Here is a 22,053-nt window from a genome sequence, read left to right as displayed (position 1 = left end):
GACCTTTGTTGAGTGTTTTTGCAGCCAAGACTGCCCGAAGGGTTCGTTGAAACACGTTCTGAACTACGTCATTCACTACTTACTTTGACTGCTAAGCTACGCAGATCACTTTATGCTCAAAACGTGTTTCATTCGAACACAATTCATACACTAAAGGTCAACTTACCCTAGTCATAAATTAGTATTACTCAGGCTTTCTTCACTCGCGAGCAGTGGTTCGCCATTTGAGGGTAATAAATCATCAGGTACTTTCTTTAAAATAACCGCGGAACGCTCACTCTGAAGAGCATTCACATCGACCACCGTTACTGCAAAGAAATAGTAACCAGGCTTAAGTTTCGACACATCAAGCTCAACTGTCATCGGCCCACCAGGCACCTCGTCAAGTAGAGTAAGATTCTCTCTCTCCTGTCCATACCAGACTTGATATTTATCCACTTCCCATGCTTTTAACGGGCTACTGTCAGTTCGCGTAGCTGGCGCACTCCAGACTAACTTGGGAACGGGCTGGTCACCAGGAGGCAGATCCTCCGGTTCATTGGGATCACTTTCTGGAGGTGCTTCCGGTAACTCAGGTTCCTCTGGCTCTACCTCTGGCGGCCTTTCCGGTAACTCAGGTTCCTCCGGTTCTACCCCCGGCGGCGTTTCCGGTAATGCAGGTTCTTCCGGCTCTACCCCTGGCGGCGTTTCTGGTAAAGCAGGTTCCTCCGGCTCTACCTCCGGCGGTGCATCCGGTAAAGCAGGTTCCTCCGGCTCTACCTCCGGCGGCGTTTCTGGTAACACAGGTTCCTCCGGCTCTACCCCTGGCGGCATTTCCGGTAATCCAGGTTCATCCGGCTTTGAAATAATCACCACGGGTTGGTCTGGCGATGGCACAGGCAAGGTACCTGTAGGGCTTTCAGGCTGTGGCACTGCAGGAGGCAAAGCTGGTACAGGAACGCTTCCTGTACTTGTAGGTGGTTGCGGCTGCACAGGCACTTCTGAAGGTGCCTCTGGAACGGTGGATGCAGGTAGTTCTGGTATAACGGTAGCTGGCTGTTCAACGGGTTGTAGCGGTTGCTCTGGAGCGGTTTCGACCGGCGTGTCGACGACCTCTTGCTCAACGTCCGCCGTAACCTCTCCTGACGCCTCAATGACCTCTGTAGGCTCAGTACTTTCGCTTCCATCGCCACACGAAGCCACAAACAAACACGCACTGAATCCCGCTACCAGCATTTGCCATGTAGTGTTGTTCAAAACTCTCTTTCCCTGATAAAAGACCAAAACGGCCAAAAATAAAAATGAATAATTTAAATTTTTAACTAATGCGGACAACAGGACAAAGCAGAAGAACCTCACACAAAAGCGCCTGCACCTTCCCATGACAGCGCCAAAATTTCAACTGTTTGGCTCAGTAATCAACGGAAATGCAGGTCGAGCCATTGAATAGCACGCAGGCGGTGCCGTCATTGATTCAAAACAAGATTGCTCATGACTTGCTGCGACATGACAGAAATGTGATTGAAAGCGTTTAGAATTTAGTCAACCTAAATAACAATATTGATGCTATCAAGGTGTTGGAACTGGTCACACACTCAGCCAGCAAGTAGTGTAAAGCCACTGATAGTAATAATCTGTTCGTAGGAAGGATAATACGCATGAAAAAGCTAGTCGTTGGGTTACTCGTCAGTGTATTAGTCGCCTGCGCCAGTAATACGTTACCACCGCGCAATATTACTAAAAACCTGCATACCTTAGGTGGTGGATTTGTGTTCTCCTCCAAAGGAGGTATCTACTACGCCATGACCTATGTGGCGGGAAGTGAGCTCAACACGCCAGTGTATGTAATCGCAACCTTTGAAAACCCTGCAGACAAAGCGGCCCCTCTTGTTATCGATTTAGGCATAATAGATTTTGCGACACAGCAACAATTGAAATCGCCAGAGTTTTCGGCCATTGAAAATGATAGAAACTACCAGGTCACCGTCGATCTGCATCAAAGCGCCGCACAAAGCGAATTGATTGAATCCCATAGTGATGAAGTCAGGTTCAGCATTAATGAAGAGATGGCAAAGCAATTTGGTTTAACGTTACTATGACCTATCACTCGCAATGACGAGTCAACAACGCAATATAACTTACCCAAATCTGCTTTAACTCACTTGGAATCACATAGTATGGACTACATCGCTCTAAACAAAGCCGCTTGGGACAAACGAACAGATGTACATGTGGATTCCAAATTTTATGATGTTGAAGGCTTTTTAAAAGGTAACTCCTCATTGAACCCCATTGAGCTTGCTCATGTGGGGAATGTCAGCAATAAGAGCTTACTCCACCTGCAGTGTCACTTTGGCCTAGACACCCTTTCTTGGGCCAGAATGGGGGCAGAGGTAACGGGGGTCGATCTGTCCTCTGTGGCGATAAATCAGGCTAGAAGCTTGGCAAGTAAATTAGCGCTCAACGCTCATTTTATTAATCAGGATATCTATCTTTTCGGCGATACCAATCAGCAACAGTTTGATATTGTATTCACCTCCTATGGCGCTTTATGTTGGTTGCCCGATCTGGATCGTTGGGCCGAAACAGTGGCCAAAGCACTTAAAGATAACGGTGAGCTGCACCTTATCGAGTTCCATCCCTGCATAGACCTGTATTCGGGCTACTCTTACTTTCCTAAGCAACAGCCAGACGTCGAAGAGGAAGGCACCTACACAGAAAACTGTAGCGGAGAAAAATCGCCAACAGCCGTATGGGCCCACTCACTTGGAGAGCTATTTACGGCGTTAGTCAAAGCGGGGATCAAGGTCGAAGAGTTTGAAGAGTCCCCATTCAGTCCTTACAACTGTCTGCCAGATCTTCAGTATGTCGAGGATAAAGGCTACCAACTTCTGTTTAAAGAACAGCAGGTACCATTGGTATATCGGATTAAAGGTATCAAGCAGCCCTAACTCGCTTCGCACCTCACAACCTTGAACACTCGTTCAAAAAATGCCAAAGTCAAAACTTAAGAATGAGTAAGCCATATTTTTCGTTGAGCTGTTAACGGTAAGATTTCGCAATTAGGTAGCCTATTATGAGTGATACAAGCTATACCCCACCGAAAGTCTGGACTTGGGATAACGCCAGTGGCGGTAAATTTGCCAGCGTCAATCGCCCTATTGCCGGAGCGACCCATGAAAAAGATCTGCCAGTGGGCAAACACCCGCTCCAACTCTACTCATTGGCTACCCCCAATGGCGTAAAAGTCACGATTCTATTGGAAGAGTTACTGGCGCTTGGCATTGAACAAGCGGAGTACGATGCCTTCCTAATAGATATCATGGAAGGCAATCAGTTCAGTAGTGGCTTTGTCGCCGTAAACCCCAACTCGAAAATCCCCGCTCTACTGGATATGAGTACCACACCACCAATTCGAGTATTCGAATCGGGGTCAATTATGGTGTATCTGGCTGAAAAATTCGGTGCTCTCATACCAACAGACACAACAACGCGAACTGAATGTATGTCGTGGCTTTTTTGGCAAATGGGCTCAGCACCGTTTCTCGGGGGTGGCTTTGGCCATTTCTACGCTTACGCGCCGGAGAAGTACGAGTACCCAATTAACCGCTACGCCATGGAAGTGAAACGGCAGCTTGATGTGCTCGACCAACAGTTGGCTTCAGGACGCTATTTATGTGGTGATGAATACACTATTGCCGATATTGCCGTGTTCGCTTGGTATGGCGTTTTAGTGACCGGCACCCTTTACGAAGCGCAGGAGTTCTTGCAAGTCAGTTCCTACAAACATCTAGTGCGGTGGGCGACAGAGATAGGTGAGCGTCCCGCGGTTAAACGCGGTAGACGGGTGAACCTGACATGGGGTCCTGAAGAAGAGCAAGTACCTGAGCGTCATTCAGCGAAAGATCTGGATTAATACTAGCGACATAATAGCCAACCCTTTCACAGGCAAAAGAAGCATCCGCGATCATGCCTGTGAAATACAAGGTAACAAGTTATAGATCAAAAATAGTTAATTAATCGACAGTTAATCAAAACGTTATGTTTATAATCATCCACGTTTTGAATAATTAGATTGAGCACGCATGGAAGATAGTAATTTTTTTAAATGGATATGGCGTTTTAACGGCATCATGATTTCGTTGGCTGGTGTTGCGGTGATTTTGGCAACCTTTGTGGGGGTTATCATCGTCGCATTCGAGCTCACACAAGACCGCACCGTTCACAATGTTGTTCATGTTGAAGAGCAGATTGAATCCGACGACAGCGAGAAAATTGAAGAAAGCTGGAAGTTCGGTCATATGTCAGTGATTTCTGACTCTCATTACGCAGTTGTACCACTTAACTCAGTACAAGGGCGCAATAGCGCTAGCTACAGTAAGTCGTTATCTTCGACAAGAAATTACCTGTTTATGGACACCACCAGCAACCGAAAACAGTGGTTGCTACCCCACAATGACTACCTCCTACTAAATCGTGAAAGCTTATCCCATAGCGCGGCGCTCGACACGCCCGTTGCGGTGACAGTTTCAGCCTTGATGTACGAAGTCATAAAACAGGATAGCAATAAAGATGAGCAGCTTAGCCGCGCCGATATGCAGACAATTGCGTTATCGAATATCGACGGGAGTAACTACACCGAGGTCCTTTCAAATATCGACATTGTACTGGGCAGCACTGTCACAGCTGACAACCAATTGTTCATCGTCTACCAACGCCAAAACGTCGGCTATTCTGCCACGATAGATCTGACGCATTTTAAGGTGAAAAATGAATCAGAGTTACCACAAGCAGGTATAAAAAATTAGCTTGTGAAAATCGCTTGTGGCGGACATGGAAGGAGTAACATCATGAGGCTAGCAAACAAAATAGCTGTGCTAGTTGTTGCCATGCAATGGCTCTCGGCGTGCACTTCTAATGTGTATCTAGCCACAACACCTGAAGATGCCTACCCCGGTGCCCATTCGAAAATAATGGTTCACGTGACGAACGCTGATCACCCAGATTACATCGTACTCAAGCGATCACACATATATGAGCTTAGCGACGATGATACAAGCCAGACAAAACTCACCTTGCATGCTCCAGATACCTACCCAACCTGCGGCAACGGCATTTTTGGTACTCTTTTTACGCTAGGACTGATACCCACTCATACACCGATACGAGAAGATTTCACCTACACACTTGAAGAAAATGAAAACTCAACCAGGTACCGACACTCATTAAACATGTACGAAGCCACCTCGATTTGGGAGTGGCTCTACAAACCCTTTGCAGAAATGGAAACTGACGTAAGAGCGAACGCATTAGCTGTCAGTAACCGAGAGTCGGCAAGATTTTAATCAGCCAAAGCCGTCAACAGAAACGTCCGAAAGAATAGCCAAGAATAGGCCTATCGGTTTTTCGATAGCTAACCCATTTCCTTTACCAAGCTTGCCAGTGTTTTTACGCCCTGCTCTACTTGTTCGCACCAGGGCAAACTGTAACTAATTCGGATGCAATGTTTAAACCGATTAATAGGCGAAAACAGGCTGCCGGGGCTAATGCTGATCTGCTTAGCCAATGCCGCCTGAAACAATTCATCACCATCTATAGCGCGGTCAAACTCCAGCCATAAAACCGCTCCGCCTTTTGGGTCACTGACCAAAACGTTAGGCCCGAAAGACTCACGAACCAAGCTAACCATGCGATCTTTATTCGTTTGCAGCACCTGCCTGAGGTGCCGAATATAGCGGTCGTACTCGCCACTGCGCATATACTCGGTGATGGTCCACTGATTCAAAAGCGGTGCAGAACATGAAAAAGCACGTTTGCAGCGACCTACTTTGTCGGCAAAACCTGGAGCAAGTACCCAACCGATCCGATAACCTGGTGCGGCGGTTTTAGAAAAGGAAGAACAAGTTAGCACCATATTCTTCTTGCTAAAGACCTGTGCAGGTAATCCTCGCTCGCTACCAAAATAGAGCTCGCCGTACACATCGTCCTCAATCAAAGGAATATTTCGGGACTCTAGCAAACGTACAATCTCTTTCTTTTTACTGTTACTTAACCAACACCCCATCGGGTTGGCGATCGAGCTAGATAACACAACAGCTGCAATATCATGCTGATCTACGGCTCCCTCAATATCTGCAATGCTGATACTTTCATCTGCACACAGGGGGATCTCGAATGCCAGCATATCTAAGCTTTCGATTAGCTCCAGAATACCGAAATAACACGGCGTCTCTACTGCGATCACATCTCCCGGTTTCGCCACCGCCTGCAGCGCTAAACAGATCGCCTCTTGAGCACCATTAGTAATAACGATCTCATCCCCATTGACCTGCAACCCATGATCCAAATACCGCATCGCTAACTGTTGCCGCAGCGGCTCGTAACCTTGCGTAGGCCCATACTGAAAAGCACGATCACCTGCCACAGACATGACCCGTCTCATCGCCCTATTCAACGCTTTACTTGCTGGCATCGTGGCGACGGGATTAGCGACGCCCAGAGGGAGGTTTCCCGCTTGATGGATCCCTTGATAAACCTGTTCAATAAGTTGTTGACGAGTGACGGGCACAGGCTTTTTGGCCAGTTTACTTTTGGTGGGGGACACAGCGTTAGGCTCTAACGCTTTCAGGTAATAGCCCGATTTTTCCCGAGCGTAGATGAGCCCCTGCTGTTCCAGCTCGATGTATGCCTGCTTGATGGTTGGCACGCTGACGCTCAGTTTTGTGGCAAGACTGCGTAGCGAAGGCAGCTTATCCCCAGCTTTCAATGCATCAGAGCGTTGCATCTCTCGAACCAGGTCAATCACCTGCTGATAGAGGAAGGTATGCGAGTCTTTATGGAGTGAAAGTGACATAAGCAAATATATCTGTATAGGCCAGTTTTTAAAAATTTAACTGTTACATAAACAGATTGCGAGATAATTTTGCTAAGGATGAGGGTCGCAGGATAAATGCGGGTGAAAAAAAGGGCCGTCACTTAACGTGACGGCCCTTAATACCTGTAGCCTTTTGCAATCAGCTTTAACCTGAAGTCTTGTTGTTCAAGAATGGCCTATGCAAACGCATCTTGTAACGGTGGGACAACTTGCTTTTTCCGGCTCATCACGCCATCTAGCCAAGCTTTTCCATCAACTAACGACTTGCCGAATGCCTTCTCGACCAAGGCTGCGTCATCACTGGCCACGAGCAGTTCAGAGCCCTCTTTCATAATGTCAGTAAGCAACAATAGAACAGAGTGGCGATCACCCTCTTCCTTAACCGCTGCGATATCTGTTTGCAGATCGGCTTTCATCTCATCAAACAGCGCCAAATCAATCACTTCTAATTGACCAATGCCGATGATGTTGTCGCCCATCTTAAAGTCTTTAAAATCACGTAGGACGAGCTCACGCACAGGCGTGCCTTCAACAGACGACTTAACCGTGAACATCTCCATTCCCAGCGCTTTGTAATCTTCGATACCAGCGATCTCGGCAAGCGCTTCAACACACTTAATATCTGCAGTTGTACACGTCGGTGACTTAAATATCACGGTGTCACTTAAAATCGCGCACATCATTGCACCAGCGATGTTTTTCGGGATCTCAACGCCGTGGAAGTCGTACATCATTTTGATAATAGTATTGGTACAACCTACCGGACGGATCCAGCACTCAAGCGGTGTCGATGTCGTTATGTCACCCAACTTATGATGGTCGATAATACCTAAAACCGTGGTGTCGTCGATGTCATCAGGTCCTTGAATACGGTCTGAGTGGTCAACGACATAAATCCCATCGGTATCAGCAAAAGTCATTTTGAGCTCTGGTTGCTCAAAGCCAAACTTATCTAATATGAACAGAGTTTCAGGTGACAGTTCACCTAAACGTGCAGGCAGTGTTTCTTCACCAATGGTGGTTTTCAGGTACGAAAGAGCGATAGCTGAACAAATCGAATCTGAATCAGGGACTTTGTGTCCTACTGCGTAAGCTGGCATAAATCTTCTCTCTTATGAACGCTGACGTATGTGTTAACAAATCGGTATGGCGCGCATTCTAGCAAAATGAAACCCTAGGAGCATAGACGCGATATGCGCTGATTTACTGTTTTCCTGTCTAGCGAGTAAAATCGCATTCATTCAAGACTGACCAGTAGCAACAAGTAACAACTCACCCCTCCCGCTTCAGCACGCATCTGTGCAGGTCTTATTTATGAAAAACTGTATATGTTACTTAGACAGTATCAGCGTTACTTTTACTCCCGATTTATATTCTTGGAACATCAGCGGGAGGCCTCCATGAAAAATTCTTTTCTCTACCTAAGCACCGTGTTGATCTGGGGCTCAACCTGGTTAGCCATCGAATTTCAATTAGGCATAGTGGCGCCTGAAGTGTCACTGTTTTATCGCTTTACCATGGCTGCAATACTGATGTGGGGATATTGCAAGTGGCGAAAACTCGAAATGAATTATTCCCTTCGAGAGCATGGCTATTTTGTCTTACTGGCCTGTTTTAATTTTGGTTTTAACTATCTGGTCTTATATTGGGCGCAGGCTTATCTAAATTCCGCGATGACCTCAATCGCCTTCTCGACACTGTTGATCATTAACATTATCAATACCCGTCTGTTTTTCGGTAAACGTATTGCCAGTCGAATATACATTGGCGCGTCGATAGGGATTGCCGGAATTGTCGCTCTTTTCTGGCACGACTTTGGCGGCTTCGACTTCTCCAGTACTGCAATGATAGGACTGGTGATGGCGTTGCTCGGCACATTTATGGCGTCTCTGGGAAATATGGTGAGCGTAAGAAACTCCAATAAAGGCATCGGGGTCTTACAGGGCAACGCTTGGGGGATGTTCTACAGCAGCATCATCTTATTGGTTTACATCGAGTTTAGCGGTGCTGAATTTATCGTAGATATGCGTTGGTCCTATCTCGCTTCACTGGCCTATTTAACATTGTTCGGTACAGTATTCGCTTTCGCTTGCTACTTTGTCTTACTAAAAAATATTGGCCCAGAAAAAGCCAGCTACACCATTGTTCTGTTCCCAATTGTGGCGGTGATACTAAGTACGCTATTTGAAGGCTTTGTATGGCAGGAGAATACCGTATTAGGGTTTGTGCTAGTGATCACGGGTAATGCCGTTGTACTGACCCCATTGAAAAAATTAAAAATGATTAGTTTAAAGTACAGCCAACGGCAGCAACAAAAAGCTTGGTTGCTGAAATAAAAGCGTGCTGCCGGATAAAGAAACTTGAATATCTAATGGCTGATCGGGGAATTGGCAAGACGCTGGTGAGCGTGGTCTTCAATTCAGGAAACACGCTCCCGCTCAAAACCAATACTTGCTAGCCACTCATAAGCTTGCGCCTGTGTGTCACAAAAGCAGTAATTGATACCAGCGCCACAATATACCCGTTCAAACTGGGCTCTAACAATCGACTTTACCGCCGTATCTCCGGTAACCATGGCGGTAGAGGTTAAACCCAGCGCCTTTCTCATTTTGACTAGGCTTGCCATCTCTTTTTCAGCTTCAGGCGTCATTAATCCAGTACCGTGAACAATGATAATGCATGCCCATGGATTAGGGCTTAACTCCCTAATCACAGCCAACATGTCGGCTTTATAACTAACAATCAACTCTTCATTCCAAGGCCCCTTGGCATCAACCAAAAGAATTCGGCCCTGACATTGAATCGAATATTCACCGTGTTGTTCCACTAAAACGTTTCCTATAGATCCAGCTCAATGCGCACACTCCAATCATGCCGATTAGGTGAGTGCAGCTCGATACAGCTTAACCATGTTCGACACAGTTTCACGTGCTTGTTTCGTGGTTGCCGTAGTAAATACACCTTTGGCGCACAATACCAAATTGCTACCTAACTGCAGTTCAGATAGCCCACAACGACTCAAGTCAACTTGCCCAGTCCGCTCACCTTCTCGTAGTAATTCACCGACAAATTGACTCAGCACTTCAATATGAGCAGCCATCGCATCAACGCAATACTTATTAGCCGCTTGAACAATATCCTGCAACACCACAGAGTCACTTATTTCTTCAAATATAGGCTTCGCCCAATCAAGCAGCATCGCTTCAAGCGTCGACCAGGTATCTTTGTATTGCGCCTTAAAACTCGGCAGATTTGCCTGCATTTCTTGGTGATGACGCAAACACACCTCACGAAAAAGAACCTCTTTGTTTGAGAACTGCTTGTGTATCGTGACTCGAGAAATCTCAGCATAACGGCTGATCATTGAAATGTTGGTTGCACTGTACCCATGACGAAAAAAGCAATCACGGGCGGCATCAAGGATGGTCTGTGTCGTGGAAGGCATTCTACTTCTTATGAATTCTGCACTCTGCTATCTGCCGACAGAGTAGCGACTTAGACCACACTTCGCAATTTCCATGTTTACACTTTTTGTAAATATGTTAACTTGTCGGCACATTTTTGTTATGTATGCATCCTGTAGGTATTCCCGTGAAGCTTTTCCAATTGCCATTCGTTATGTTGTCTATGGTACTTGTCGCCTGTTCAGGAGATGAAGCGCCAACAGCCACCCATGTGGCAACTCCAAAAGTGGTTCAGCTGTCTCCTGTCACACTTGCCAACGAACAACAGTCTTATCAGTTTCCTGCCACAGTAAAGCCGGTGAAGACGGTTAAATTGAATTTCGAAGTGTCTGGACGATTGAATTTCACCGATATGATCCAGGGCACAACCATTAAAAAAGGCCACCTGCTGGCGACGATGGATAGCGCCCCTTTTGAACGACGAGTGAGAGAAAATTTTGCCCGCCATAAGCAAGCCCGATTAGAACTGGATAGACTTCTTTCTCTATATGAAAAAAAGCTCGCGGCGAAAAGAGACTTGGATAATGCCGAAACTCAGTTTGAGATCACCTTGGTTGACCTTGAAAACAGCCGTCAGGATCTGAGTGACTCTAAGCTGGAAGCCCCATTTGATGCATTAATCAGTGAGCGTTTGTTAGAAAACGATAGCTATATCAGCGCAGGGACGGCCGTTGTCACGCTGCAAGATGTGTCCAAAGTACGCTTCGAGCTCAACGTATCTGAGCGCATTTTAAGTGCCAATATCAGCAACGAAATTATCAGCGCACAGGCCTTTATCAATGGTGCTATCAACAAAACATTTGATATCCATTACATCGAACATACCACCGAACCAGATCCCGTCACGCAAACTTATAAAGTACTGTTCGAAATGGATCCACCTGAGGGTATACGCCTAACCCCCGGTCTTAGAGCTTACGTAGAGGTGAACGTACAAAACAAGCATCATGAAGCGGGCATAGTGGTACCGCTAAATGCAATTGTACCTCTTGGCGAACAACGTTTTAGCGTATGGAAGTACCAACCCGAGAGCAAAACCGTCACCGCAGCAGCCATAGACGTTGCAACCATCAGCGGCAACTTTGCCATTGTTCGTGCAGGGTTAGAGGAAGGTGATGAAGTGGTATCGGCAGGTGTTTCGCAAATGAACGAAGGGTTACTCGTTCAACGTTACGTTGCGGAGTAAACCTCATGGATATCGCACGCTACTCTATTAATACGCCCGTAAATACATGGCTCATGATCCTGGTCTGCCTGATTGGCGGAATGGTCGGGTTAAGTAATATCGGCCGCTTGGAAGATCCCGCATTTACGATTAAGCAGGCCAAAGTGCTGACCAGCTATACCGGTGCCAGTGCCGCTAAAGTTGAACGTGAAATCACCGAGCCGGTCGAGATCGCTATCCAACAAATGCCCCAGCTACGACGCGTCACTTCGGTTTCAAAACCAGGTCAATCGGAAGTCACCGTTGAGATAAAAACCAACTACGATGCTGACAAGCTACCACAGATATGGGATGAGCTACGTAAGCGGCTCTCAGACATGTCAGGCAGTCTGCCCAATGGTGCTGGCAAGCCAAAAGTGGTCGATGATTTCGGTGAAGTGTTCGGTCTTTACTACGCGTTAACTGCGCCAGATTTCACTCCGTATCAGTTACGTGAGTTCTCTCGCATTATCCGACGAGATCTACTGATGGTTCCCGGCGTTGCGAAAGTCGAAGTGAATGGCGTTATGCAGGAGCAGATCGTCGCGGAAATGGATCCAAACCATATCGCAGGGCTAGGACTGTCATTCCCCGATGTGGCCGCTCTACTGCAGTATAATCTGCGCCCGTTTAATAGTGGCCGTATGCTGATAGAAGGCAATCAGGTACGCATTCCAATTGAAGCCGCTAAGAACCACTTGCAAGAGATCGGCAATTTGATGCTCGCTGTACCGGGCAGCAATGCGACGATCCGTATCCAAGATTTTGCAGATCTGCGGCTCGAAACTAAAGATGTACAACCCCACTTGATCCGCTACCAGGGAGATCAAGCGATCACCCTCGCCGTGGCCGCACAAAATGATGTCAACATCGTTGAAGTGGGCAAGGCTGTTCAAGAGCAAGTCAAAGCCGTATTGGCACGATTGCCTGCAGGTATCACGCTAGATGCTATTTATGACCAAGGCAAAGTGGTCGATGAATCTGTTGATGGCTTTTTATTGAACCTTCAACTGTCTGTCATCGTTGTGACGTTAACGCTTTGCCTGTTTATGGGCTGGCGCTCAGGCGTCGTCGTTGGCTCAATCTTGTTGATGACGGTCATGGGGACAATCATGACGATGTGGTTGTTCTCGTTACAACTTCAGCGCATCTCCCTTGGCGCCATGGTGATCGCCATGGGCATGCTCGTCGATAACGCCATTGTGGTTGCCGAAGGCATGATGCTGAGAATGCAGCAAGGCAAATCGGCCAGAGAAGCGGCAAGCTTTATCGTCAAGCGCACCCAATGGCCGTTACTTGGGGCGACAGTGATCGGGATCGCTGCTTTTTCAGGGATAGGGCTATCCGATGATCAAACAGGAGAATTCCTGTTTTCACTTTTCGCCGTCATCTTAATCTCTCTTATATTAAGCTGGATTTTGGCTGTCACAGCTACACCACTCTTTGGTAGCTATTTCTATAAAACAGAAAATAAGGGCAGCCAAGAGAGTTTTAACTCGTTCTTGCATAAAGGCTATTTGGCTGCACTTCGCGGCGCATTAAAATTTCGATGGCTAACCGTTGCCGTTCTTATTGCCATCACAGCGGTCGCCTATGCGAACTTTGGCAATGTGAAAAAAGGCTTCTTTCCTCCGTCAAACACCCCCATTTTTTATATCCATTATTGGGGTCCACAAAATCGAGACATTCGCACCACAGAAGCTGTAATGGCGGAAGCAGAGAAAGTTGTCATGGCCGGTGAAAATGTTGATTCGGTGAGTACCTTTATTGGCCGAGGTGCCGATCGTTTTACCCTTACCTACGCTCCCGAATCAGCCAACGAAAGCTATGGACTGTTCCTGGTTCGTATGGATAGCGCTGACAATATCGATGCTTTTGCAAACACAATCGCCGACAAATTAGCAAGCTTAGATCCTGATGCAGACATTTATGTAAAACGGATAATTTTTGGTCCTGGCTCTGCAGCCAAAATCGAAGCGCGTTTTTCAGGGCCAGATGCAACCGTATTACGGCAGCTGGGTGAACAAGCCTTAGCACTGTTTCGTGCCGATGGTCAGGTAAAAGACACCCGACATAATTGGCGCGAAAAAGTGATCACCATGATGCCTTTGTACGACGAGTATAACGCCAGTGTCGCCGGTGTAACCCGCGCCGACTTTGCTGATGCGGTGCAGTACACCACCAACGGATTACAGTTGGGTAAACTTCGCGACGGCGACTACGACTACCCTATCGTCGCTAAGACGCCAAACTCTGAAAATGCGACGGTCGATAGCCTGCGTGACGCTCAAGTATGGAGCGCACAACAACGCCGCTATATTCCATTGAGTCAGGTAATGGAAAAAATCCAACTAGCCAGCGAAGACGTATTGCGTCAGCGACGGAATAGGATCCGCACCATCAGTGTACTCGCAGAGCCTGCAGCTCATGAAACTGCGGCAGCCGCACTGACTCGACTGCAACCCGCACTAGAAGCTATCCCACTACCAGATGGGTACAAACTGGAATGGGGTGGTGAATACGAGTCATCAAGAGATGCGCAGAAAGCACTAGGTGGTGGCTTACCGGTGAGTTTTCTTATCATGCTATTAGTCACCGTATTGCTATTCGGTAAGGTCAGACAACCTCTCATCATTTGGCTAATAGTACCCATGGCGGTAGTAGGCGTCGTATCCGGGCTGATCGCCACTGATATGCCATTCGGATTTATGTCCTTATTAGGCTTCTTAAGTCTATTCGGCATGATGATCAAAAACGCTATTGTGTTGATTGAAGAGATCGACTTACAGATTGAAGAAGGTAAACCGGTGCGGGAAGCCATCGTCGATGCCAGTCTAAGCCGTTTACGGCCTGTGTCATTGGCTGCCATCACCACGATTTTAGGTATGGCACCGCTGTTGTTTGATGCTTTCTTTGCCGATATGTCCGTAACAATTATGGGCGGCCTCACCTTCGCAACGCTACTCACATTGATCGCTGTACCCGTACTGTACAGCATCATGTTTAGAGTCAGTTTTAGGGTTAAAAATCTGCCTCAAGCGACAACGAAATAGTATTCACACTTCAGTAAAAAGCCCTCTCAATCTATGAGAGGGCTTTCTTCATCAAAATACACAAGATTAGCTATCAGCTACAAAGTCTGGCCTCGCTTCCGGCGCAGTGCTGCTACACCAAAGGCGCTGAGCGCGAATACGCCGATAATAGCCGGATCAGGCACTTCACGGATCTGGATCCTCGCCACTTCAAAGCCCTGTTGGGTAAAGTCAGCAGCCATCTCGTCGATGGTATAACCGGTAGGTGTTGATCCGCCAATAATCGCTAAGCCGCCGGGAAGTACATCCAGGCCGGTATGAAAACCAACAACGCCATTTTCATCCTGCCGAGCCTCGCCATCAGCCCCCACTAAAAAGGGCGAACCAAAGCCACGATTAAGCTCTGTGCCAGAATCCCAAACAGATGACCCCAATACCAGAATATCCAAATCCTGAAACTCACCCATCATGTCAAACAGCGAGTAAGCCATGGCATCGTCGTTGCCGATAAAGCCATCATTGGTGGGAATAAGCATAGATAGAAAGCTGAAATAGCCACTGCTAGCGGCATCCACTTCAAACACATCCGAAGTAGCACTCTCCCCTGGCTCAAAAACGGGTGCCATACCACCAAAGGCCGCCAACGTACCTTGCACCCCATCGGCATGAGAGGCAGTAAATGACGCGGATATACCAGATGTATCACCATTTTCAGCCAACGCCTGCAGCTCAGCAGAAGCCGCGGAACCCGCATCAAAGCTGTCGAAACTGCCATCGTGAAAACCCATCCAAACTGGCGTAATTGCCAATCCACCGTCAGCAAACAAGCTGCTAACTTCCACTTTTACATACGTTGCATTGGCAGCGCCTGACCAACCGATGGCGCTCACCATCGCAGTCAATAAAACTCTCTTTGTATTCTTAAGCATAAGGGTTGTCCCAAGTTTTAAACCTCAGCGTCCATCAAAGGTGATAAAACGCGACGAACGGTTTTAAACTCTCTCCAGCCATTGAACGACAAACAGGAGATCGTTATTCCTGTGCAAGACGTACCACTAAATGAACTTCGAGTGTTTCACTACAAACCAAATTCAGTTTGGTGAGCAGTTATCACAAAAGTATCACTAAGAAATAACGAATTGCGCAAACACACAGGTCTTGCGCAGCGCTTGACCAAGGTTCCTTAGTTACCGGTGCCAAAACACACAGACATCAAACGGATAAAGTTATGTTTTATATCTACTCTCCCCAAGGACGTATATTCTCCGGCACCCTCGAGATGCTCAAAAAGGTGGAAGCGGTCAGTGATAGCGCTAAGGGGGAAGTGCGTCAGGAGTTCATGTTGCAACAAGAGGTTGAAGCATCGGTTCGCCAAAACATGACACCTGCAGAAACGCAGGAAGAGGAGAAGCCTTACCAAGCACCAGAAGGCCTGATAACAAAGTACAACCAGGTCTTAAAGTCACAGGGGCAGCGAGAGCCGGTATACCATGTTTACCAAGTAATGAGCCGTCCTGTGGTTAGCGTAACGCCAGATTTTTCTATCGAACGTCTGTTTCAAACCTTTGAACAGTATCCCTACAAGTTGTTTCCCGTAGTAACAGGTAACCAACTGATCGCCGCCATATCAAGAGCACAACTGTATCACCTCATGTTAACTAACCCCGAGGCAGCATACCGTGAATCGACCCTAGCTATGCTTCTCGACACGGGAGAACAACAAGTGCTTACCGCAGATCCGGTGACCGATATCCGGCGAGCAGCGCGGGTGATGTTAGAAGAAAAGCTCGAAGCCCTACCCGTTGTAGATTCATCAGGGCAAGTACAAGGCATCATATCGCGAACCGATATATTGCATTGCGTAGTAAAAGATCCACCGCTGTCGATCTGGACCTAGATCGGCAAACAATCTCAATCAATATAGGTCCTGTCGCCTTGGCAGCCAATTCGCTATTCCCTGCTTGCTGATGTATGGTGAAAACTCTCTGGCACATGCCTTGTTAAACAAGTTGTTTGCTTCCATTCCTCTGTATAAGAGCCGCAGCAATGAGTTTACGCGTCAGCTACAACACCCATGAATTTGAAGATATCGATATTCATCTGCGTACATTACGCGACAATCAGCAGTTTGAAGACAACGATGGTATTGCCGAAAAATTAGGGATATCTTCCGCTACATGGCCACTGTTTGGTATCGTCTGGCCCTCTGCTCAGGTTTTAGCCCATTACCTGTATGACTTTGACTTTGCGAACAAACGCATCTTAGAAGTCGGCTGTGGTATCGGCCTTAGCAGCTTACTACTCAATCACCTGAATGCAGACATCACCGCAACAGATTATCACCCCGAAGTTGAAAGCTTTATGCTGAAAAACACCCAGTTAAATGATGATCCTAAGATCCCATTTGTTCGCACTGGCTGGGCTGATGAGGTCACCGAATTAGGCACTTTCGATCTCATCGTTGGTAGTGATCTGTTGTATGAAGATGAACATATCGAAATGCTCGCAGGTTTTATCGACCAACACTGTAAAGCACAGTGCGAGATCATATTGGTTGATCCTGGCCGTGGTCGTCATGCCAAGTTCAGTAAGAAGATGGCGACATTAGGTTTCTCTTTCGAGATGAGTAAGCCACGAGAGCAGACCTACCTCGATAAACCATTTAAAGGCGTGGTACTAAAGTACAGCCGATAGTCGCTGTAACAAGTCTCGTCATTCGATGTCAGATCCTTAGTCACTGAACGCTACGGCTGCCCTTCTGCGCTGTTTCTTTGCGTCTGCAACAACTGGTTCAATTGTGCAATGGGCATTGGCTTGCCAAATGCCCAACCTTGGCCGTACTCAACATCTAAATCAACTAAGGCATCACGTTGCATCTTGTTTTCGACACCTTCGGCCACTACTTTCAATCCCAATCCGTGGGCGATAGCAACAATATGCTTAATAAGTGACGATTTGATACTGCCCTCTTCCATGTCAAAAACAAAAGTCCGGTCAATCTTCAACAATTGGCAATGCAGTTTCTTCAGTTGGTTAAAGTTGGAATAACCGGTACCAAAGTCATCAATCGCGATGCTAAAACCCGCCTGATGCAGTACTGCCAGATTCCGCCGCGCACTGTCGCCATCCAGATACTCATCTTCGGTGATCTCAAAAACAATATCGAAGGGTGACTCCTTTAACGAAGGTATATGGGGCAATTCGGCAATGGCATCGTTAGTTACGTCTTGAGGGAAAATATTAAAACTCACCCTAAAACTAACACCGACGCCGGATATGGTGGACAAGTCATCCATCGCTTTGCTAATTAGCTGACGAGTAAACAGCCAAGTTCTATCCAGCTCACGTATGAATGGTATAAATCTATCTGGAGACATTGGCCCCTGATTATCTTCAAACCGGGCTAACATCTCACAACCGATAACCTGTTCGGTACGCAAATCAACAATCGGTTGATATAGGCAGTAAAAAGCGTCCTCGGCAAGTCCACGCTTTATTCGCTGTTTATCCGAACGATGGCGCCTAAACAGGTAAGTTAAAATAGCAAAGCAGCCCCCTCCGACACAAAAGCTTACCAGCAGCAATAATAAGATGACTAACCCATAGCCATGAGCGAACGCCAGTTGATTCAAATCCAGAGCGACACAATATGGACTCACCGTACTACAATGCGTGTAGTAGCTATCACCTAGCCGGGAAAACAGGCCTGGTACCGACTTACCGATGATAAACGTACCTCGAACACCAAATACATGCTCCACTTCATCACCCATCCGTGCGACCAACTGCCAAGAAAATGGAGCCATAGTGGTGTGACTAATAAAGCGCGGATCCAGTACCACGTTGTATCGATCCTTGCGGACCATGATCGCTTGGTAATCCATATCAAACATGAGCAGTGGGCGGTCAACCCACAATGAATAACCATTGAGATCGATGAGATCGGGTGGGTCTTCAGCAACCGGGGTTTCCAACATCCCCATTCCTGTTGTGCACACCAGATTGTTTTCAATGAAGAAACCGATATCTTTGATATGATCGGACTGAAACAGCGCACGACGCATCGCCAATAAATTACGCTGATCACAAAACTGATAACCTAAAGCATTTAGCTTTTTAATGACGATCGTCGTATCAACAGCTCGTTTTTCCACTTCATGAAGGACGTACTCGGCCTTTCTCAATTGATTGACCCGAATATCGGCCACAAGGGTATAAGCAAGCACAAACCCAAGCCCCACGGTCACAAGCAAGCTGAGTATTAGCGCCACCCAACCATCACGAACTCTTAATGTTGGCATCGAGAATTTACGCACGATAGAAAAGACTAAATCTTAATATAATCTATAACTTAGCTTACTGCTGAACTAATAGGTGGCTCTCACGAGGCTAGCGTTCCGCACATTTGGCGATCCAAAGTGGTTTGTCGACCTGTCGAGCAAGTGATACCGCTTCATCTAAAAATGCTTCGACTCCTTGGCCTAGTAGGAAAATTCTAGTGTAGTCCTTGCGGATAATATTCAACTCGTAAAAGACAAACGAGTCTTCAGCGTCGGTAGGGAGGATCTCGATGAATTGGAATGCCAGCAGATCTGATAAGTTAACCGTTTCCACTTTACTTACTCTAGGCCACCACCGCGGTATTTCACCTCTAACAATCTGACCTTTATCTAAATAGAAATTTGTCGTTTCGAGTTTGCGAGACAGTGAACCAAAAGAGACAACCGCCATTAATGCAGAGAAGGCATAAGAGAGCCATTGGCTAGTTTCAAGGGATAGCGAGTTGATCGGTTTATGTCTGAACGCCCAAACAACCAGCAGGGCGATAGCCAAAGGGATCAATGACAACAAAATAGAAGAAACGGTCACCCTATAGCCAATCATCGAAGAGCCAAACTGGCAAAGCTTATGGGTTCTGTAACTCTCGCGAAAACGGGATTGCGGCGCCCAGCAAATATGCTCAGGCCGTATCGCAATGCGTCGCATACATTCAATGGACGCTTTCGCCACCCAGCAAGTCGAACGGTCTAATCGATGCTGAGCAACGCCAGCTCCTGAAACCTTAATGTATGCTGGCTCTGAAACGGTTTCGACGTTAAGGGTCGTTTCTTCCTCTTCATCTAAGTCCAGCTCATCAGCAACATCCTTCGAATGGTCACTGGCCAGAACTAATCTAGCGCGTTCCAGATGCTCGGCAAGCACCAACAGCCTGATGCCACCGGCAGAATTACCTAGCTGCATACTGGCTACATGCTCATTGGCAACCACCGCAGGTATCCCTGAAAGTTCCAAATTGTCCCGCGCAATTTGTGCTTCATAGGGAAAATCATAAATTGCGACAACAACAGATCCCGTCATTCACAAACATCCCTTTGCTACAAGCCGTTATCGTCGTCACTGCAACGGCTTAATCACACCCTTCAGCCAACTGGAAGCCATACCGGCGTGTCACCTCATCAAACCAGAACTGATAACAGCCCGATTCGGCTAACTGCAAACGGATATTACTGCCGTCAACTTCGCCACGCTGGTCGTTTTCATTATCGCCCCAGTTTAAGCCCCATGACGATTGACCACTGACTTCAAATTTATATTCGTAACGGCCATGGCTCAGCTGAGTGACGATGCTCCAAAGGCCATCATCCCCGCGACTCATTGGCAAACTGCCGCCCCAATCATTCATACTGCCCCGCAAAAACAGGGACGTTAAAGCGGGCGCTTGAATATTAGGTAACGTCGTCGGCGCCACGACATTAGGGTAATACCCGTCGATCAATTTCTGAGGTTCCGCGCCCAAATAGAGCACAGTGACGCTATTTGGTGGGATCCTTGCCACTTCAACTTTACTTGCGGTGACGCTATCAATAACCGCAGGGATCTTAACCTTACCCAATAGTAGCGATAGGTGAGCCCAATCTTCAGACAATGACTCACTCTCAGCAGATTTAAAAAACGGCATTAAATCCAAGGTTGCCTGTTGCTCACTACTGCTGGCGTTTATCAAAATCACAACACCCGTGCCCTGATATAGGCGCATAAAACTACTGACACCATATTGCCGCGTGACAACAGGCAGTTCGGAACCATGGGTGATAGCCTGATATTGGTGGCGGATCTGCAATAGATCACGATAGCCACTAAGCAGTGAATGCGGCTTAGCCGTTTGTCTTTCCACATCCTGCCAATTAAACAATGCACGTAGCTCCGCATCTGGCTTAGGTTTACCTTTCAGCCCTAATTCATTGCCATAGAAAATCATCGGTGTTCCCTGCCCTAAGATCTGCAGTGCAGCAGCAATAAAGGCTTTATTGGCGTTCCCTTCATAGCGAGTCAGAGGACGGGGGAGATAGCTATCATGATTACTAAGGAACGTTGCCATCTGATAGCCAGAAGGGAAATTCTGACGCTGATAGCGTTTAAGATCGGCGACCGCATCAGGTGCTATATTATCAACCACCTCTGTTGCCGCCCACGCCCAGTTAAAATCTAAACCAAGGTGGATCTGATTACTGCCATCACCAAAATAGTTGCCGACCTGTTCACGTGGACGCCACGTCTCAGCGAGTAGTACTTTGGCTGGCGAATAACTGTCAGCAATGTTGCGGTAATCTTGTAATAGCTTAAATGTACCGGCTCTATCGGCCTGTAAACCTGGGCCATCTTCGATAAGGTAGGGGGCACCATCAACTCGCGCACCATCAAAGCCAAAATCCAACCAATACTTCAGCACCTTCTCCATTTCAGCACGGACATAGGGGTTATGTAGGTTAAGATCCGCGATCTCTGCACTTTGAAAGTAGGTATAAAAATAGCGGTCACCATGGGGCTTCCAGACGTCATGCCACTGCCCACCACCCCAAGCCGCTTGCCAATCATTGCTAGGTTGATCCTGCCAGACATACCAATTGCGCTTCTGCCCGCCTGCCGCTGAATCAATAAACCAAGGATGCTTAATCGAAGTGTAGCCTGGCACAAAATCAAACAGCACCTTTACGCCGCGTTGATGGGCAAGCTCCAGCAAAGATTTAAGCGTTTTCTCATCACCGAAGCGCGGATTCACAGTGTAGTAATCCAGTACATCATAACCGTGAATATTATCCATCGGATCATCTGACGTTCGTTCAGAGAGGTAAAACGGAGAGAGAAGGATCAGATCTATTCCCAGATCACCACCGGTGTCAGGGTCGCCGTCATTAAGATAGTCAAAGCGATCGATAATCCCCTGAATATCGCCAACCTGATCTTCATCATTAGAGTCAGCAAAAGACTTAATCCAAATATGGTAGCCGGTTGCCTGTCGGTACCACGCACTGGTGTCAGGAGCTGACGCCAACGCACTCACAGACACTATTGAACTGACTATTGATATAAGTAATTTCTGGGCAAGCGTCTGTGAAAATATAGGTATCTGCCGTAGCACTGTTTCTCTCCCTGAGCGCACCTACAGAGGTGATTCTTGAGTCGACATTTAACCTGTCCCGCGCGAACAAAACAACAATC

General features: G+C 47.2%; 19 protein-coding genes. 10 read left to right on the top strand and 9 right to left on the bottom strand.

Annotated elements, in window-relative coordinates:
• Positions 1-171 precede the first annotated feature (171 nt).
• Entirely contained in the window at positions 172-1,236 is a 1,065-nt protein-coding gene (locus EXY25_RS00850; protein ID WP_130565382.1) for a hypothetical protein, read from the bottom strand.
• A 401-nt stretch (positions 1,237-1,637) separates the two neighbouring features.
• Between EXY25_RS00850 and EXY25_RS00845 the strand changes: the two genes are divergently transcribed.
• The 5 genes from EXY25_RS00845 to EXY25_RS00825 all read left to right on the top strand — a co-directional run bounded on the left by EXY25_RS00845 (position 1,638) and on the right by EXY25_RS00825 (position 5,324).
• On the top strand, positions 1,638-2,078 hold the full coding sequence (locus tag EXY25_RS00845) for a hypothetical protein (protein WP_130565381.1): 441 nt from the start codon (positions 1,638-1,640) through the stop codon (positions 2,076-2,078).
• A 78-nt stretch (positions 2,079-2,156) separates the two neighbouring features.
• Positions 2,157-2,930 (top strand): class I SAM-dependent methyltransferase, encoded by a 774-nt coding sequence (locus EXY25_RS00840; RefSeq protein ID WP_130565380.1) that lies wholly within the window; start codon positions 2,157-2,159, stop codon positions 2,928-2,930.
• A gap of 125 nt (positions 2,931-3,055) precedes the next feature.
• Complete coding sequence (gene yghU, locus EXY25_RS00835) at positions 3,056-3,895, top strand: glutathione-dependent disulfide-bond oxidoreductase (RefSeq protein ID WP_130565379.1); 840 nt, start codon at positions 3,056-3,058, stop codon at positions 3,893-3,895.
• 169 nt (positions 3,896-4,064) lie between these two features.
• On the top strand, positions 4,065-4,787 hold the full coding sequence (locus tag EXY25_RS00830) for a hypothetical protein (RefSeq protein ID WP_130565378.1): 723 nt from the start codon (positions 4,065-4,067) through the stop codon (positions 4,785-4,787).
• Positions 4,788-4,829: 42 nt separating this feature from the next.
• Positions 4,830-5,324 (top strand): hypothetical protein, encoded by a 495-nt coding sequence (locus tag EXY25_RS00825; RefSeq protein ID WP_130565377.1) that lies wholly within the window; start codon positions 4,830-4,832, stop codon positions 5,322-5,324.
• 68 nt (positions 5,325-5,392) lie between these two features.
• Here the strand turns inward: EXY25_RS00825 and EXY25_RS00820 are convergent, their stop codons facing one another.
• The gene (locus EXY25_RS00820) at positions 5,393-6,832 is read right to left on the bottom strand and encodes an aminotransferase-like domain-containing protein (RefSeq protein WP_130565376.1); all 1,440 of its coding nucleotides are present in this window, start codon (positions 6,830-6,832) and stop codon (positions 5,393-5,395) included.
• 197 nt (positions 6,833-7,029) lie between these two features.
• Positions 7,030-7,953 carry a manganese-dependent inorganic pyrophosphatase gene (locus EXY25_RS00815; RefSeq protein ID WP_130565375.1) on the bottom strand — a complete coding sequence of 308 codons (924 nt, stop codon included), beginning with the start codon at positions 7,951-7,953 and terminating at the stop codon, positions 7,030-7,032.
• A 300-nt stretch (positions 7,954-8,253) separates the two neighbouring features.
• Here EXY25_RS00815 and EXY25_RS00810 point away from each other — a divergent pair, with 300 nt between their 5' ends.
• The gene (locus EXY25_RS00810) at positions 8,254-9,189 is read left to right on the top strand and encodes a DMT family transporter (RefSeq protein ID WP_130565374.1); all 936 of its coding nucleotides are present in this window, start codon (positions 8,254-8,256) and stop codon (positions 9,187-9,189) included.
• Between the two features lie 83 nt (positions 9,190-9,272).
• Here the strand turns inward: EXY25_RS00810 and EXY25_RS00805 are convergent, their stop codons facing one another.
• On the bottom strand, positions 9,273-9,680 hold the full coding sequence (locus EXY25_RS00805) for a hypothetical protein (RefSeq protein ID WP_114338523.1): 408 nt from the start codon (positions 9,678-9,680) through the stop codon (positions 9,273-9,275).
• Positions 9,681-9,731: 51 nt separating this feature from the next.
• On the bottom strand, positions 9,732-10,298 hold the full coding sequence (locus EXY25_RS00800; RefSeq protein WP_114338522.1) for a TetR/AcrR family transcriptional regulator: 567 nt from the start codon (positions 10,296-10,298) through the stop codon (positions 9,732-9,734).
• 146 nt (positions 10,299-10,444) lie between these two features.
• Here EXY25_RS00800 and EXY25_RS00795 point away from each other — a divergent pair, with 146 nt between their 5' ends.
• Positions 10,445-11,503 carry an efflux RND transporter periplasmic adaptor subunit gene (locus tag EXY25_RS00795; protein ID WP_165419211.1) on the top strand — a complete coding sequence of 353 codons (1,059 nt, stop codon included), beginning with the start codon at positions 10,445-10,447 and terminating at the stop codon, positions 11,501-11,503.
• Between the two features lie 5 nt (positions 11,504-11,508).
• Positions 11,509-14,574 carry an efflux RND transporter permease subunit gene (locus EXY25_RS00790; protein ID WP_130565372.1) on the top strand — a complete coding sequence of 1,022 codons (3,066 nt, stop codon included), beginning with the start codon at positions 11,509-11,511 and terminating at the stop codon, positions 14,572-14,574.
• A 77-nt stretch (positions 14,575-14,651) separates the two neighbouring features.
• On the opposite strand, the gene EXY25_RS00785 is transcribed toward EXY25_RS00790, so the two are convergent.
• A complete protein-coding gene (locus EXY25_RS00785; protein WP_114338519.1) occupies positions 14,652-15,482 on the bottom strand; it encodes a spondin domain-containing protein in 831 nt (276 codons plus the stop codon).
• Between the two features lie 299 nt (positions 15,483-15,781).
• Between EXY25_RS00785 and EXY25_RS00780 the strand changes: the two genes are divergently transcribed.
• Positions 15,782-16,450 (top strand): CBS domain-containing protein, encoded by a 669-nt coding sequence (locus EXY25_RS00780; protein WP_130565371.1) that lies wholly within the window; start codon positions 15,782-15,784, stop codon positions 16,448-16,450.
• Between the two features lie 149 nt (positions 16,451-16,599).
• Positions 16,600-17,247, top strand: a complete 648-nt coding sequence (locus tag EXY25_RS00775) for a class I SAM-dependent methyltransferase (protein ID WP_130565370.1) — start codon at positions 16,600-16,602, stop codon at positions 17,245-17,247.
• Between the two features lie 50 nt (positions 17,248-17,297).
• Here EXY25_RS00775 and EXY25_RS00770 read toward each other — a convergent pair whose 3' ends face one another.
• From EXY25_RS00770 to EXY25_RS00760, 3 genes are all read right to left on the bottom strand, one after another.
• A complete protein-coding gene (locus tag EXY25_RS00770; protein ID WP_130565369.1) occupies positions 17,298-18,854 on the bottom strand; it encodes an EAL domain-containing protein in 1,557 nt (518 codons plus the stop codon).
• A gap of 88 nt (positions 18,855-18,942) precedes the next feature.
• On the bottom strand, positions 18,943-19,911 hold the full coding sequence (locus EXY25_RS00765; RefSeq protein ID WP_130565368.1) for a putative signal transducing protein: 969 nt from the start codon (positions 19,909-19,911) through the stop codon (positions 18,943-18,945).
• 49 nt (positions 19,912-19,960) lie between these two features.
• Entirely contained in the window at positions 19,961-21,901 is a 1,941-nt protein-coding gene (locus tag EXY25_RS00760) for an alpha-amylase family glycosyl hydrolase (RefSeq protein ID WP_165419210.1), read from the bottom strand.
• Positions 21,902-22,053 lie beyond the last annotated feature (152 nt).

Origin of the sequence: Corallincola spongiicola (assembly GCF_004284785.1) — a bacterium.
Lineage (GTDB): Bacteria > Pseudomonadota > Gammaproteobacteria > Enterobacterales > Neiellaceae > Corallincola > Corallincola holothuriorum.
This window is presented reverse-complemented; position numbering and strand designations above follow the sequence as displayed.